The organism is Microbacterium sp. TPD7012 (genome assembly GCF_003075395.1).
In the GTDB taxonomy this organism is placed as follows: domain Bacteria; phylum Actinomycetota; class Actinomycetes; order Actinomycetales; family Microbacteriaceae; genus Microbacterium.
In genome coordinates this window covers 354724-368702 of the sequence record NZ_QDFV01000002.1, presented here as the reverse complement: position 1 = coordinate 368702, position 13979 = coordinate 354724, and the positions used below count along the sequence as shown (strand labels likewise).

Annotated in this window: 15 protein-coding genes and 1 tRNA gene; 4 read left to right on the top strand and 12 right to left on the bottom strand. The window is 70.4% G+C overall.

The features are described 5' to 3' along the window. Positions 1-64 precede the first annotated feature (64 nt). From DC434_RS05735 to DC434_RS05715, 5 genes are all read right to left on the bottom strand, one after another. Entirely contained in the window at positions 65-799 is a 735-nt protein-coding gene (locus DC434_RS05735) for an ABC transporter permease (RefSeq protein ID WP_207769912.1), read from the bottom strand. After that, positions 796-1578, bottom strand: coding sequence for an ABC transporter ATP-binding protein (locus DC434_RS05730; RefSeq protein ID WP_207769911.1), 783 nt, complete (start codon positions 1576-1578; stop codon positions 796-798). Before DC434_RS05730 ends, DC434_RS05735 begins: the two co-directional genes overlap by 4 nt. A gap of 195 nt (positions 1579-1773) precedes the next feature. Then, positions 1774-2370, bottom strand: coding sequence for a TetR family transcriptional regulator (locus tag DC434_RS05725; RefSeq protein WP_116634323.1), 597 nt, complete (start codon positions 2368-2370; stop codon positions 1774-1776). Between the two features lie 30 nt (positions 2371-2400). Then, positions 2401-3159: an AAA family ATPase gene (locus DC434_RS05720; RefSeq protein WP_116634322.1), complete on the bottom strand. Its 759-nt coding sequence runs from the start codon at positions 3157-3159 to the stop codon at positions 2401-2403. A 150-nt stretch (positions 3160-3309) separates the two neighbouring features. Next, entirely contained in the window at positions 3310-4806 is a 1497-nt protein-coding gene (locus tag DC434_RS05715) for an L-serine ammonia-lyase, iron-sulfur-dependent, subunit alpha (RefSeq protein ID WP_116634321.1), read from the bottom strand. Between the two features lie 125 nt (positions 4807-4931). Between DC434_RS05715 and DC434_RS05710 the strand changes: the two genes are divergently transcribed. Continuing rightward, positions 4932-5243, top strand: a complete 312-nt coding sequence (locus DC434_RS05710; protein ID WP_116634320.1) for a hypothetical protein — start codon at positions 4932-4934, stop codon at positions 5241-5243. Between the two features lie 91 nt (positions 5244-5334). Here the strand turns inward: DC434_RS05710 and DC434_RS05705 are convergent, their stop codons facing one another. Further along, positions 5335-7065 (bottom strand): FAD-binding protein, encoded by a 1731-nt coding sequence (locus DC434_RS05705; protein WP_116634319.1) that lies wholly within the window; start codon positions 7063-7065, stop codon positions 5335-5337. Positions 7066-7142: 77 nt separating this feature from the next. On the opposite strand from DC434_RS05705, the gene DC434_RS05700 reads away from it, so the two are divergent. Both DC434_RS05700 and DC434_RS05695 read left to right on the top strand, forming a co-directional pair. Beyond that, the gene (locus tag DC434_RS05700) at positions 7143-8072 is read left to right on the top strand and encodes a LysR family transcriptional regulator (RefSeq protein WP_165808004.1); all 930 of its coding nucleotides are present in this window, start codon (positions 7143-7145) and stop codon (positions 8070-8072) included. A gap of 85 nt (positions 8073-8157) precedes the next feature. Then, the gene (locus DC434_RS05695; RefSeq protein ID WP_116634317.1) at positions 8158-9498 is read left to right on the top strand and encodes an alpha/beta fold hydrolase; all 1341 of its coding nucleotides are present in this window, start codon (positions 8158-8160) and stop codon (positions 9496-9498) included. A 102-nt stretch (positions 9499-9600) separates the two neighbouring features. Here the strand turns inward: DC434_RS05695 and DC434_RS05690 are convergent. After that, positions 9601-9673 (bottom strand) — tRNA-Arg (locus DC434_RS05690). A 77-nt stretch (positions 9674-9750) separates the two neighbouring features. Then, the gene (locus DC434_RS05685; protein ID WP_116634316.1) at positions 9751-10335 is read right to left on the bottom strand and encodes an asparagine synthase; all 585 of its coding nucleotides are present in this window, start codon (positions 10333-10335) and stop codon (positions 9751-9753) included. A 131-nt stretch (positions 10336-10466) separates the two neighbouring features. On the opposite strand from DC434_RS05685, the gene DC434_RS05680 reads away from it, so the two are divergent. Then, complete coding sequence (locus tag DC434_RS05680) at positions 10467-11306, top strand: SDR family oxidoreductase (protein WP_116634315.1); 840 nt, start codon at positions 10467-10469, stop codon at positions 11304-11306. A gap of 16 nt (positions 11307-11322) precedes the next feature. Here the strand turns inward: DC434_RS05680 and DC434_RS05675 are convergent, their stop codons facing one another. From DC434_RS05675 to DC434_RS05660, 4 genes are all read right to left on the bottom strand, one after another. After that, entirely contained in the window at positions 11323-12171 is an 849-nt protein-coding gene (locus DC434_RS05675; protein ID WP_243408828.1) for a hypothetical protein, read from the bottom strand. 20 nt (positions 12172-12191) lie between these two features. Beyond that, complete coding sequence (locus DC434_RS05670) at positions 12192-12437, bottom strand: hypothetical protein (RefSeq protein ID WP_116634313.1); 246 nt, start codon at positions 12435-12437, stop codon at positions 12192-12194. Positions 12438-12543: 106 nt separating this feature from the next. Continuing rightward, the gene (locus tag DC434_RS05665; RefSeq protein ID WP_116634312.1) at positions 12544-13203 is read right to left on the bottom strand and encodes a GntR family transcriptional regulator; all 660 of its coding nucleotides are present in this window, start codon (positions 13201-13203) and stop codon (positions 12544-12546) included. Between the two features lie 88 nt (positions 13204-13291). Further along, the gene (locus DC434_RS05660; protein WP_116634311.1) at positions 13292-13933 is read right to left on the bottom strand and encodes an NAD(P)-binding domain-containing protein; all 642 of its coding nucleotides are present in this window, start codon (positions 13931-13933) and stop codon (positions 13292-13294) included. Positions 13934-13979: the final 46 nt, after the last annotated feature.

Genomic DNA, 13979 nt, shown 5'->3' with positions numbered 1-13979 from the left:
GGAAACCGGTCCGTCTGGCCGCGTTCTGCGGCGTTCTTGCTGAATTGTGAACGGGCAGGGTCGATCAGCGCGTGCGCCGCCGCAGAGTCAGGGACGCGAGCACCAGCGCACCGACCGCGAAGGCGACCACGATCAGCAGCGGCCCGAACACGTCCCACCCGTCGTCACCCGCCGCGACCGCGTTGATCGTGTCGATAGCGTGGCTCAACGGCAGCCAGTCGGAGATCGCGTGCAGCACATCGGGCATCCGGTCGCGCGGCATGAACAGTCCGCCGAGGATGATCTGCGGGAACACCAGCAGGGGCATGAACTGCACGGCCTGGAACTCGGTCTGGGCGAAGGCGCTCGCGAGCAGCCCCAGGGCCGTGCCGAGCAGCGCGTCGACGACCGCCACCAGGCCCAGCTGCCAGAGCGGGCCGTCGACGTCGAGCCCGCACACGCCCACCGCGAACGACACCGTGATGACGGCCTGCAGCAGCGCCATCAGCCCGAAGGCGAGTGCGTAGCCGAGGATGAAGTCGGCTTTGCCGAGCGGCGTCGTCATCAATCGCTCCAGCGTGCCGGACCTGCGCTCGCGCAGCGTCGTGATCGACGTGACGAGGAACATCACGACGAACGGGAAGAGCGCCAGGATCGCGCCGCCGAACTGGTCGAACACCCCGTCCTGATCGCTGAAGAGCCAGGCGAAGAGTCCGACGAGAAGGCTCGGTGCGACGAGCATCAGCGCGATGGATCGTGGGTCGTGCCGCAGCTGCGCGAGCACGCGACCTGCGGTGGCCAGCATCCGACGGCCGTTCACCGCCCCGCCTCCTCGTGGTGATCGCGTGCATCCCTGCGGGATCGACGCGTGTCGCCGTACACCTCGCGGTCACGTTCGATGAGCGCCAGGAACGCGGCCTCCGGGTCGGCGGTGCCGGTGTCCTGCAGGAGGGCCGCGGGAGTCGTGTCGGCGATGATCCGGCCCTCGCGCATCAGCAGCAGACGGTCACAGCGGAGCGCCTCGTCCATGACGTGACTCGACACGATCAGGGTCACCCCCCGATCGGCGAGCTCGCGGAACAGCCCCCAGAGCTCGGCGCGCAGCACGGGATCGAGACCGACGGTCGGCTCATCGAGCACGACCACCTCCGGCGAGCCGATGAGCGCCATCGCGAGCGACACTCGAGTGGCCTGCCCGCCGCTGAGCGAATCGACCAGCTGACCGCTCTGCGGCCCCAACCCGACCTCGTCGATCACGCGGTCGACGTCGGATCTCGGCGCCTTCAGCAGGGCAGCGAAGTAGACGAGGTTCTGTCGCACGCTGAGGTCGCCGTAGACCGCGGCACCCTGGGTCCCGTATGCGACGCGTCGGCGCAGCTGGCGGGATCCACCGGGCTCACCGAGAACCATCACCTCGCCGGACGCGATCTTCTGCACGCCGACGATCGTGCGCATGAGCGTGGTCTTGCCGCACCCCGACGGCCCGAGCAGTCCGGTGATCTGCCCCCGCGGGATCGCGAGGTCGATGCCGTCGAACACGTGCGTGCTTCCCCGCCGCACACGCAGCTGTGAGATCTCGACAGCCGAGTTATTCATCATGTGATGAATTATGCGCCTCGGACCCGAGCACGTCAACGATGCCGACACCCACCGCACAGCTTCGGAGGGGCGACACACGCGCGATCCTCCGCCGACACCGGCGCGGCGGATGCTGTCTCCGAAGCTGTGCGCGGGCGCGGGGCGGGGGTGCGGCAGCGGCGGGGTGGGTGGGACCGCGGCGGGGTGGGGCGGGGGTCAGGCGAAGAGGTAGCGCTGCACCGTGGGGCCGATGCGGGCGACGAGCTCATCGACGGATGCCGCGGCGATGGGCGCGATCTTGAGCACGTAGCGCGTGAGGAGGAGCCCGGCGATCTGCGAGGCGACGAGTGTCGCGCGCAGCTCGGCATCGCCCACTCCCAGCTGCTTCGCGATCCGACCGATCAACTCCCGCGAGAGGAAGCCCGCGAGGAGCGGCGTCGTGAGCCGACTGCCGATCGCCGTGCGCATCAGCATGACACCGCGACGGCGGATGTCGGGCTGTTCGAACGCCTCGAGAACGTAGCGGACGAGGCGCTCGCCGACCTCGTCTCGGGGCCCGCTCACGATGCCGGGGACGTCGATGTCCGGACGGAGCGGGATGCCGACGGCCTCCGCGAACAGGTCGGCCTTGGTGCCGAAGTAGTGGTGCACGAGCGCCGAATCCACGCCGGCGCGCGCGGCGATCGAGCGCACGGTCGCGCCGTCGTACCCCTGCTCGCCGAACTCGTCGACGGCCGCCCCGATGATCCGCTCTCGCGAATCGGAACCACCCCGCGGGCGCCCGCGACGACGCAGCGGCTTCTGCTCGGTCATGCCCGCCAGCCTACGACGCCGCCACCACCGCTAGTCGAGCAGGTGCCGAAGGTAGCGATCGGGACTGTCGAGGAACGAGCGCCAGTGGTTCACGATCTCGAGATCGTCCCACTCGGTCGGCCGGATCCCCCAGTCTCCGACCTCGAGGATGCGGGCTCCGGGAAGCGCGGCGAGCACCGGTGAGTGCGTCGCACAGAGCACCTGCCCGCCCTCGTCGGCGATCCGCCGGAGCACCGCGATCAACGCGAGCGTCGAGTTGAACGACAGCGCCGCCTCCGGCTCGTCGAGGCAGTAGAAGCCGGGATCGTCGAAGCGGCTGTCGAGCAGCGCGAGGAAGGACTCTCCGTGGCTCATCTCGTGAAACGGGACGTCGGGCCCGCGGGTCGACGGGTTCTCCTCGAGATATGTGTAGAACGAGTGCATCGTCTCGGCTCGCAGGAAGAAGCCCCAGCGATTCGCGCCGACGCCGCGCTGCAGACGCAGCCAGTCCGACAGGGGCGACTCCGTCGGGCGGGTGCGATGCCGAGCCTGCCGCGAACCGCCCTCCGGCGACAGGCCGTAGGCGATCGCGATGCCCTCGACGATGGTCGACTTGCCGCTGCCGTTCTCTCCCACGAGGAAGGTCACCCCCGGGTCGAGCTCGAGTCCCTCTCGGAGCACCTGCGCCACCGCGGGGATGTTCGTCGGCCAGTCGGTGCCCGCCTCGGGAGCGTCATCGGCAGGCTGCACCGAGACCACGGGCTGCTGCTTTCGTCGACGCGAGGTCGGCAGCCAGAAGTCACCCGTCATGCTCACTCCCCCGGCATCCGCTCACTCAGGGAGACTAATCGCGACTCCCGACAAAGGCGACCCACCCCTTCTCATGCGAGCGGCCCCCGTGAGGGCGCGCACCGAGGGGCCGCTCGTACACAAGGGGAGCGCTCGGCGAGACGGGAGGGGTCAGCACTCGATGACGTTGACCGCGAGGCCGCCCTCGCTGGTCTCCTTGTACTTGGTCGACATGTCGGCCCCGGTCTGACGCATCGTCTCGACGACGGCATCCAGCGACACGTAGTGGCTGCCGTCGCCGCGCAGCGCGAGCCGCGCGGCGGTGACCGCAGTCGAGGCGGCGATCGCGTTGCGCTCGATGCACGGGATCTGCACGAGCCCGCCGATCGGGTCGCAGGTGAGGCCGAGGTGGTGCTCCATCGCGATCTCGGCCGCGTTCTCGATCTGGCGGTTCGTGCCGCCCATCATCGCGGTGAGGCCGCCGGCCGCCATCGCGCACGCGGAGCCGACCTCGGCCTGGCATCCGCCCTCCGCCCCGGAGATCGACGCGTTCGCCTTGAAGAGCGATCCGAGAGCCGTCGCCGTCAGCAGGAAACGACGGATGCCGCGGCGGCGGTTCGCCTCCGCGAGGGCGTCGGGGTCGTCGATCGCGCCGACCGCGACCAGCGAGGCCTCCGCGCCGAAGCCGAGGAGGGCGCTGCCGACCAGCTCTCCGTAGGGGGTGACGGCATTGCCGGCTCCGAGCCCGGAGTCGGCCATGAACCGCCACCAGTACATGCCGACCGCAGGGAGGATGCCCGCCGCACCGTTGGTCGGAGCCGTGACGACGCGACCGCCGGCCGCGTTCTCCTCGTTGACGGCCAGAGCGAAGGCACCGAGCCACTCGCCCGGGAGCTCACGGTGCCCGTCGGCTTCGGACTCCTCGAGCTGCGCGCGGATCGTGCCGGCGCGACGCTTCACCTTCAGCATCCCCGGCAGGACGCCGTCGGAATGCAGCCCCGCGTCGACACAGGCGGACATCGCGTTCCAGATCGCATCGAGCCCCGCGGCGACCTCGTCCTCGCTTCGCACCGAGGACTCGTTGAGTCGCGCGAGCTCGGCGATCGACAGCCCGTTCTCGTCGCAGAGGGCGAGCAGCGACGCAGCATCCGTGTACGCGTAGGGGAAGCTGCCGGTCGTGAGCCTCGCCTCCTCGCCGTCGCGGCGGATGAAGCCCCCGCCGATCGAGTAGTAGGTGTCTTCGGCGACGACACCGCCGTCGGCGTCCCACGCGGTGATGGTCATGGCGTTCGGGTGGCCGGGGAGCCGCGTGCGCGGTGCGAAGACGATGTCCTCCTTCGCGAAGGCCACCTCGTGCACGCCGTTCAGCCTCAGCGGCTCGCCGGGCGTGTAGGCGGTCCACGCCGAGCGGACTTCGGCGGGGTCGCATGTCTCCGGCGAGAGCCCGCGGAGCCCGGCGACGACGGCATCCGGTGTGCCGTGGCCGATCCCGGTCGCGCCGAGGGAGCCGTAGAGCGTGCTGCCGATACGGGCGACGCGGTCCAGCGCGCCGCTCGCGTCCAGCCGCTGCGCGAAGGCGAGAGCCGCCCTCATCGGTCCGACCGTATGGGAGCTCGAAGGTCCCACTCCGATGGAGAAGAGGTCGAAGGCCGAGACATACGCAGTCACAGGTCCAGGCTACGCCGCATTCCGATGTTCGGTTCACCCCCGTTAACCTGGCGTCCGTCAAGCCCCTTCAGCGGGGGTGGGCGCCGGGGCATCCTGATCGCGACCACATCGCGAAAGGGGCCATCATGACCGACAGCACGCCAGACCAGGAATCCGCACCCGCGGCCGAGGTGGAGGATGTGAACGCGCAGACGCCGGAGCAGGTGCACACGACGGATGACGCCGAATCATCCGGCGAGGCGACGACCCCTGCCGAGGCCGAATCACCCGAGCAGGCCGACCCGGAGGAGATTCCGACCACGGAGCAGCTCGAGGAGCCCAGCACCGAGAAGAACCCCGGCGAGGAGCCGAAGGCCCCGAAGCGCGATGACCCCGAACCCGACCATGAGGCGGTCGGGATCGGGGTCATCGACACGGAAGAGCCGCAGGCCGGCTGAGCCCTTCGACAGGCTCAGGGACCCAGAGGCGGGCCCTTCGACAGGCTCAGGGATCCGGGGATGGGTCGCTGAGCCTGTCGAAGCGTCGAATCTACTCGACGAGCTTGCCCTCGGTGTCGACCTCGCGCATGAGCTCGGCGATCTCGGCCGGGATCTCCGGGATGGCCTCCCGGGTCACGCCGTCACGCGGGCTCCACACGAGGTTCACCTGCAGCGTCGGGTCGTTGTCGGGGAAGTCGCTGCGGTTGTGGCATCCGCGGGTCTCCCGTCGCTCCAGCGCCGCCTCGAGCGTGGCGCGAGCGGCGAGCGCCGACGCCTTGAGATCGAACGCGTGCGCGAGATCCTGGAATCCGGCGATGTCGGGGTGGATGCCGACGTCCTCCATGCGCCCCTCGATCATGTCGAGGTCGGCGAGCCCCGCGCGCAGCCCGTCCTCCGAGCGCACCACGCCGGCGTACTCGGTCATGAGGTTGCGGATCGCGCGCTGCAGCGCCCGGACGTTCTCGCGGCCGTCGGCGGCGAGGAGATCGGCGATCTCGGCGCGTGCCTGAGCGACCGCCTCCGGCGAGCGCCGCTGTGCATCGAGCCCTGCCGCGTGCGCCATGGCCGCCTGCCCGACGATGCGCCCGTAGACGAGCAGCTCGATGAGCGAGTTGCCGCCCAGGCGGTTCGCGCCGTGCAGTCCGCTCGAGGCCTCGCCGATCGCGTAGAGTCCGTCGACGTCGGTCTGGTGGTCTTCGGGCCGCACCCACACGCCGCCCATCGAGTAGTGCGCCGTGGGGGCGATCTCGATCGGATCGGTCGTGATGTCGAGCATCTGCAGCTCCATCATCGTCTGGTAGACGCGGGGCAGCCGGGTCATGATCGTCTCGCGCGGCAGGTGCGAGACGTCGAGCCAGACGCCGCCGTTCTCGGTGCCGCGTCCCTCCGCGATCTCGGTGTAGGCGGCGAGAGCGACGCGGTCACGCGTCGACAGCTCCATCCGCTCCGGGTCGTACCTCTCCATGAACCGCTCGCCGAGCGCGTTGCGCAGGATGCCGCCCTCACCGCGTGCCGCCTCGGAGATGAGCGTGCCGGCGGCGTTCTCGGGCTCGATGATGCCGGACGGGTGGAACTGCACGAGCTCCGGGTCGCGCAGCCGGGCCCCGGCGTCGACCGCGAGGCGGAACGAGTCGCCGGTGTTCTCATCGCGACGCGACGAGGTGCGACGCCAGATGCGGTTGTGCCCGCCGGCGGCGAGGATGACGGCATCCGCGTGGATCAGGTACCGGGTGCCGTCGGCCTGGTCGAAGCCGTAGGCGCCGAACACGACGTTGTCGCGCACGAGCAGACGCGTGATGTAGACGTGGTCGAGGATCGGCACCTCGAGCTGCTCGGCCTTGCGCACGAGCGTGCGCTGGATCTCGAGGCCCGTGTAGTCGCCGGCGAAGGCCGTGCGACGGAAGGTGTGGGCGCCGAAGAAACGCTGCGAGATGCGGCCGTCGTCCTCGCGCGCGAAGTCCATGCCCCAGCGCTCGAGATCGCGGATGCCGCGCTCGGCGCCCTGCGTCACGATCTCGACCGTGTGCGGATTGGCGAGGAGGTAGCTCTCCTTGATCGTGTCGGCCGCGTGCTGCTGCCAGCTGTCATCGGCATCCATGGTGCCGAGCGCGGCGTTGATGCCGCCGGCGGCGAGGGAGGTGTGGGCATCCTGTCGGGGGCGTTTGCCGACGGCGAGGACGTCGATGCCGTGTTCGGCGACCTCGATCGCCGCCCGCAGCCCGGAACCACCGGTCCCGATGACCAGGACGGTGGTGGAGATCTGACGTTCGCGTGTACTCATGCATTTCACGCTAGTTAGGCGATCCTAATAACTCCAATGCATAGTTCGACTTCGAACCATGCAGGTAGGCTATGGTCATGAATCTCGAGCAACTGCGCGGGTTCGTCGAAGTCGCCCGGCTCGGCCACTTCACCCGCGCCTCCGAGCACCTGCACCTGGCGCAGCCGTCGTTGAGCCGCCAGATCTCGACGCTCGAGCGCGAGCTGGGGGCCGAGCTGTTCCATCGCGCACGCGGTCACATCGCTCTCACCTCCGCCGGAGAGACGCTGCTCCCCCGCGCTCAGCGGATGCTCGCCGAGGCCGAGGCCATCCGCGAGGAGATGGACGAGCTGCAGGGCCTGCGCCGCGGGCGCGTGCGACTGGGGGCTCCTCCGACGCTGTGCATCAGTCTCGTGGCCGAGGCGATCAGCGTCTTCCACTCCGCGCACCCCGACGTCGATCTGCACCTCATCGAGAGCGGCTCGCGCCTTCTCGTGGAGCAGCTCGCCGTCGGCGCCGTCGACATCGCGCTGATTACCGAATCGGACGGACCGCCGCCATCGGGGTTCAGTCTCACGCGCACACCGCTGCTCACCGAGGAGCTCGTCGTCGTCTCCGCGGCATCCCGGCCACCGGTGGCGGTGACACCCGCGATCGGACTCGAGCATCTCGCCACCCTCCCGCTGATCGCGCTCGACGAGACCTACGAGCTGCGCGCCACGACCGACGCCGCCTTCCGCTCGGTGGGGCTCACACCGACGCATGTGCTGGAGGGCGCCGAGATGGACGCCGTGCTGCGCTTCGTCGAGCGCGGGCTCGGCGTCGCGGTGGTGCCGGCGATGGTGCTGCTCGACCAGCCGGCGCTGCGATCAGTGCGGCTGACGCATCCGATGATGACGCGGATCGTGAGCCTCGCACACCGATCGGACGTGACGCCGGCCGTCGCCGTGGCCGCCATGCGGAAGGTCATCCTGTCGACCGCCGCCGAGGTCGCCCGCCGCGACCCGGCGATCACGAGCCTGCTCTGACGCGGTCCGGCTCATCCTCCCGAGGTATCGGATTCCACCCCGAGGATGACGACCCGCGCAGGCGCCGGCTCCTAGCGTGGAATACATGCCCTGGCTCGACATCGCGGTGGCCGTCGGCCTCATCGCCACCCTCCTCACCGCGCTCACGACACGCAAGCGCTCCCTCACTCCGGTCTCGGTTGTCGGCGGTGCGGCGTTCATCCTTCTCGGCGTCGCGTGGTGGGTGGAGGGCGACCGCTGGCAGGTCATCGCTCTGACCGTCTGCGGTGCGCTCGTCGCCGGTCTCGCCGTGTGGGCGCGGTCCGGCCGGCTCACGGTGCTGTCCCGTGCGGCATCCGTCGTCGTCGTGGCCGCGCTCGTCATCGTCGCCGGTGCCGCGTGGGGACTGCCACCGCTGCGGGTGCCCGTGCCGTCCGGCCCGCAGGCCGTGGGTGTGGGGTCGACGGTGTGGATAGACGACACCCGCGATGCGCGCGGCGGCGACGGGGGCGAAGGCGAATCCCGATCGATCCCGGCCACGGTCTGGTACCCGGCCTCCGCCTCGGGCGAGGCCGCCGCCTACCTCCCCGATCGAGGACGAGTGGATGAGCTCACCGGCGGGCTGGCCGCCCAGTACGGCATGCCCGCCCTGATGTTCGACGGCGTCGCCCGCGCTCGCGCCAACGCCACCGAGGATGCCCCTCCGACCGACGGCCGCTTCCCCGTGGTCGTCGCATCACCGGGCTCGGGGAGCACCCGATGGCTGATGACCTCGTGGGCGGAGGAGCTCGCGAGCCACGGCATCATCGTCGTGGCGCTCGATCACCCCTACGACTCGGCATCCGCCGAGCTGGCCGACGGCTCGACGGCCGACAGCGAGCTCGTCGCGACCGGAGATGACGAGTGTGACCAGGCCGCAGCCGACGCCGCGGCGGCGATCCGCGCGCAGGACATCAGCGCGGTCATCGACCGGATCGATCGAGGAGACGCCGGGCTCCCGGCGCTCGACCATGCGGATCCGTCGCTCATCATCGCAGCCGGGCATTCGCTCGGCGGCGCCGCCGCGGTCGAGGCCGCACGGATGGACGATCGGATCCGGGGCGTGATCGACATCGACGGGATGCCGCGCTCCCCCGCCGGCACGGACCTCGGCCGTCCCGTGGTCTTCCTCGTCGCGGGAGACAGCGACCCCAACCCGGAGTACGAGACCGCGGTGAACGGCTTCCTCGCGCACGGGGATGCGGAGCGCGTGACGCTCGACGGCGTCGCCCATCTCGGCTTCGTCGATGCGGGACTGATCCTCGCTCCGCTGCCGACCATCACCGGGATCCGGGGGCCGGAGGGTCCGCGTCTCTCGGCGCAGGCGACGCTGGCCCTGGTGGATGCCGTGACCTCGGATGCACCCCTCGACCAGAAGGCGCTCAGCGGGATCGGCGTCGTGGGCTGATGAGCGGGTCGGGAGCACCGCCCGGTCGCACGCGAGACCCCGGACGAAGCAGAGACCCCGTCGCTTTCGCGACGGGGTCTCTGTCACTGTCTCAACACAGTGTGCGCCCGAAGGGACTCGAACCCCTAACCTTCTGATCCGTAGTCAGATGCTCTATCCATTGAGCTACGGGCGCATGACTCGCGCTGCGGTGAAGCTCAGCGGGCCGACGATAAGCCTACAACAGTCCCGACGCGAAAGCGAAACGAGGCCTCACTCCGACGCAGCGTCGGCCGTCTCCTGCTTCTTGCGGCGCTTCGCCCGTGCACGCTGCTCGGACGACAGTGCCTGGAGGTCGACGAGACGGAGCGCCTGCATGCGCGCCTCGCGCATCTTGCCGTACTCCGGATCCTGGTCAGGACGCATGCCCTCCACCCGTAGGCGACGGTCGAGGTTGTGCCGCACGTCGGCCCAGGCGGCCTCGCGCGCCTCTTCGACGATGACGCTCAGCCGCTGCCGGTCCTGCATGATCTCGCGCAGCTTCACGGCGACGCCGGTGGACTGCTTGGCCCGTCGGCGGAGGTTGCGCACATCGCGGTCGCGGTAGTCGTGGGTGCCGTGCGGATCGGAGTGACGACCGCGAGCGCGCTTGCGCAGGGCGGTCACGTTCGCAGCGGCCTCTTCGGCCTCGGCGGCCATCGCCCCGAGCGCCTCCCTGGCATCGGCGATGTACTTGTCGGTGTCGAAGACGCCGTCCTCGGCGATGGTGCCGACGAGGATGTGGTTCTTCACGGCGAGGCGCGCGGCAGCGGTCGCGATCGCAACGCCTTCGGCGATGGCATCCGCTGTTCGTCCCACCGCGACCTCCTCTCCTCGAGCGTACCGGTATGCCGCCGGAGCGGTGTGGGTGAGAATGGGTACCGGTTCAGCATCCCCCATCGGTCCGACATTCGCCCGGTGCGACCCGTGACGCGTCCGCAGGAGGCCGCATGAAGCATCTCGACCTGGTCGGCAGCACCACCGTGATCACGGGGGCGGCGAACGGCATGGGTGCAGACATCGCCCGACTCCTCGCGGCCCGCGGAGCGCATCTCGCGCTGATCGACCACGACGCGGCGGCCCTGTCGGCGCTGGCCGACGGGCTGCGCGGGTCCACGGTCACGACGCACGTCATCGACCTCCGCGACGATGACGCCGTGTTCGCCGGCGTCGCGGAGATCACGGGCGTGCACCCGCGCATCAACGCGCTGATCACCTGCGCCGGCTCGTCGATGCTGGGCACCCTCGACCAGCTCACGATGGAGGAGATGCGCTGGCTCACCGACGTCAACCTCTGGGGAACGGTCTCGGTCACCAAGGCGCTGCTCCCGGCGCTGCGCGCAGTCCCCGCCGCGCACATCACCCACCTCGCCAGCGTCTACGCCCTGGCCGCTCCCGCGGGACGGATCCCCTACGCGATGAGCAAGTTCGCGGTGCGGGCGTTCTCCGAGGCGCTGCGGCACGAGCTCGAGGGCAGCACGGTCTCGGTCGGCGCGGTGTATCCCGCCGGCGTGCGCACCGGGATCATCCTGCACGGCCGCTACGCCGCGGCGATCGATCCCGATGTCGCCGCGCGAGCCGCCGCCGCGCAGGCGGCGATGTACCACACCGAGCCCACGGATGCCGCGGCCCGGATCATCCGCGCGACGGAGCGCCGCGCGGCGCGCACGATGGTCGGGCGCGAGGCCCGCCTGATCGACGTGCTGGTGCGCGCCACGCCGTCGGGCTACTGGCGGGCGATGCGCCGGCCCCTGCGCGCGGCGATCGACACGACGACGCCCGTCGCCTGACCGCGCGACAGAGCGGTCACTGGACCGCGCCGACCCAGATCCCGGATGCCCAGGCCTGCTGATCGCCGTCGCAGCCGACCGAGCCCGGATAGCCGCGGACCACGGCCATACAGTTCGCCAGGAACTCGGGATCGGACCCGAACATCGAGTCGTACGCCGACGACGAGGTCAGGGAGCCCCAGACGCGGAACTGGTAGATGTGCGCGAGCTCGTGCGCCATCGCCCAGTTCAACCGCCCCTCGTCCCAGTCGGCGACATCGGCGCGGTACTTGATGTACCCGTTGCTGTTCGCACAGGCCGGCGCGCTCCCACCGGCGCAGGACGACGACTCGTAGAGACCCACACCCGCACCCCCGACGCGGTCGAGAGCCGCGCGCACCCTGGCGTAGCCGCCCGGACCGCTCGTCGCCCACGGGGGGCCGTCGGGGCCGGCATACTGCGCGGCCTGGACCGACTCCCAGCTCGCCACCTCGGAGCCGACCTTGGCGGTCAGTGCGTGGATCGTCGCCGTCGCCGCCACCACGGTGGCGGGATCCGCCTTCTCCGCGAGGACCGTCTGCTGTGTCGAGAGCGCCGACGCGAGATGCGTCGCGGTGTCGACCTTCCCCTGCGCCCCGTCGAGCGCCGCGCTCAACCCCGCGAGCTCGGTGACGAATGCCGGGCGCACCTCCAGCACGGCAGCACGATCCTCCGCGTCCTGCTCGGCCCGGTCGACGGCGCCTTCGAGGTAGTCGGTGCGCTGCGCGGCGGAGTGCGACTGGGCTGCCAGCGCACGGAGCTCAGCGACGGCCTCCGCCCGCTCCTGGTCGAGTCCGGCGGCGCGCGCCGCGATGCCGGCGCAGAGCAGGATCGCGGACACGACCATGACCGCCAGCATCCGGCGCATTACTTCAGGAATCCGGTGGTGTCGGCGAGCTTGGCGTCCTGTTCGGCGATCTGAGAGCGCAACGTCGTGAGCTTCTCGGCCAGCTCGAGGTTCTCGCCGCGCGACGCATCGAGCTCCTGCTCGACCTGCTCGATCTGCGCCTTCACCTCGGCGACGGCCGAGGCGCGCTCCTGATCGGCGACCATCACGACGACGGCTCCGCCGACCAGCAGCAGGCTTCCGACGACGACAGCAAGATTCCGCATCTCGCTCCCCAGGGCAATCGCGACAGCTCCGGAACCGTTCCGATGTGCCCAATATACAACTGGGGCGCGGGCCGACCCACCCCGTCGCCGCTCGCGCGTCGCCGGGTCAGATCACGACGTCGTTGTCCGCGAGCCGCAGCTGGGCCGCCAGCTGGCCGCTCGCGAGATGCTCGGGGACGATGCGGCGCAGCGCATCCGTGTCGCGGGCGCTGATGGCCTCGAGGATCGCGCGGTGCTCGGCCGCCATCGCCAGCAGATCGTCGTGCTGCCCGAACAGCCAGCGCAGACGTGTCGCGAAGACGTCGATCAGTTCGCACAGCATGTCGTTCCCGGCGAGGACGGCCGCGACCTCGTGGAACTCCCCGGCCGCCATCCGGGCGGCCTCCGCGTCACCAGCCTGCGCGGCGGCGAGCTCCCGCTCATACACGTCCCGGAGTCGCACGATGCCGGCTTCATCATGTCGCTCGGCCGCGAACACGAAGATGAGCGTCTCGACGGACTCGCGCACCTCGGCGAAGTCCCTGATGTCGCGCTGCGTGAATTCCCGCACGACGGCCCAGCTGCGCGGTCGCGCGACGACGACACCCTCCGAGACCAGCGTGCGGATGGCCTCACGCACCGGGAGGCGCGAGACATCGAGCTCGGCCGCGATGTCCCGTTCGACGAGTCGCGATCCCGGAAGGCGTCGGCCCAGGACGATGTCGTCGCGCAGAATACGCGTCACCCTCACCGACTCCAGTTCGCCGGTCGCCCCCGCCGCCGTCATGTCCGCATTCTCTCACCTGGACGACGGTTCACCAACTTTTGGTATCCCAACCGTGACGGGAGGGGACCACGGGCGGCGGGGCCGCCGTTCAGGGCAGGCGGTTCGCGATCGCGAGGTTGGCCTCGAGCTCCTCGGCGTTCTGCCGCACGACGTACGCCGGACGGTCGCGCTCGACGCGCCAGGATTCGCTGAGCGGTCCGACGTTGACGGTGTCGAACCCGGCCTGGTCGTAGAAGCGCGTGACGAAGGCCACGGCCTCGGCATCGTCACCCGCGGTGGCGAGCGCCCGGCGGTCGGGGGTGCCGGCCGGGGTCCCCTCGCTCGTGATCGCGGCGGCGTAGATGTGGTTGAACGCCTTGGCGATCCTCGAGGTGGGAAGCTGGCGCTGCAGCAGCTCCGACGTCGTCGTCTCGCCCTTGTCGAGCGCCTCGATGTGGCCGTCCCGCTCGAAGTAGTAGTTGTTGGTGTCGAGGACGATCTTGCCTGCCAGCTCCTCGACCGGCAGGCGATCGATCGCGTGCAGGGGCACCGTCACGACGACGGCATCGCCGGCCGTCGCCGCCTCTGCCGCGGTCGCCGCGGTCGCCCGCGGTCCGAGCTCTGCGACGAGGTCGGCGAGCGTCTCCGGGCCGCGCGAGTTGGCGATCACCACGTCGTAGCCGTTCGCCACCGCGACCCGCGCGACCTGGCTGCCGATGTGTCCTGCACCGATGATTCCGAGAGTTGTCATGCTCGGGGCAACGCCGCAGCGCCGGGGCTATTCCCGGACGTGACGC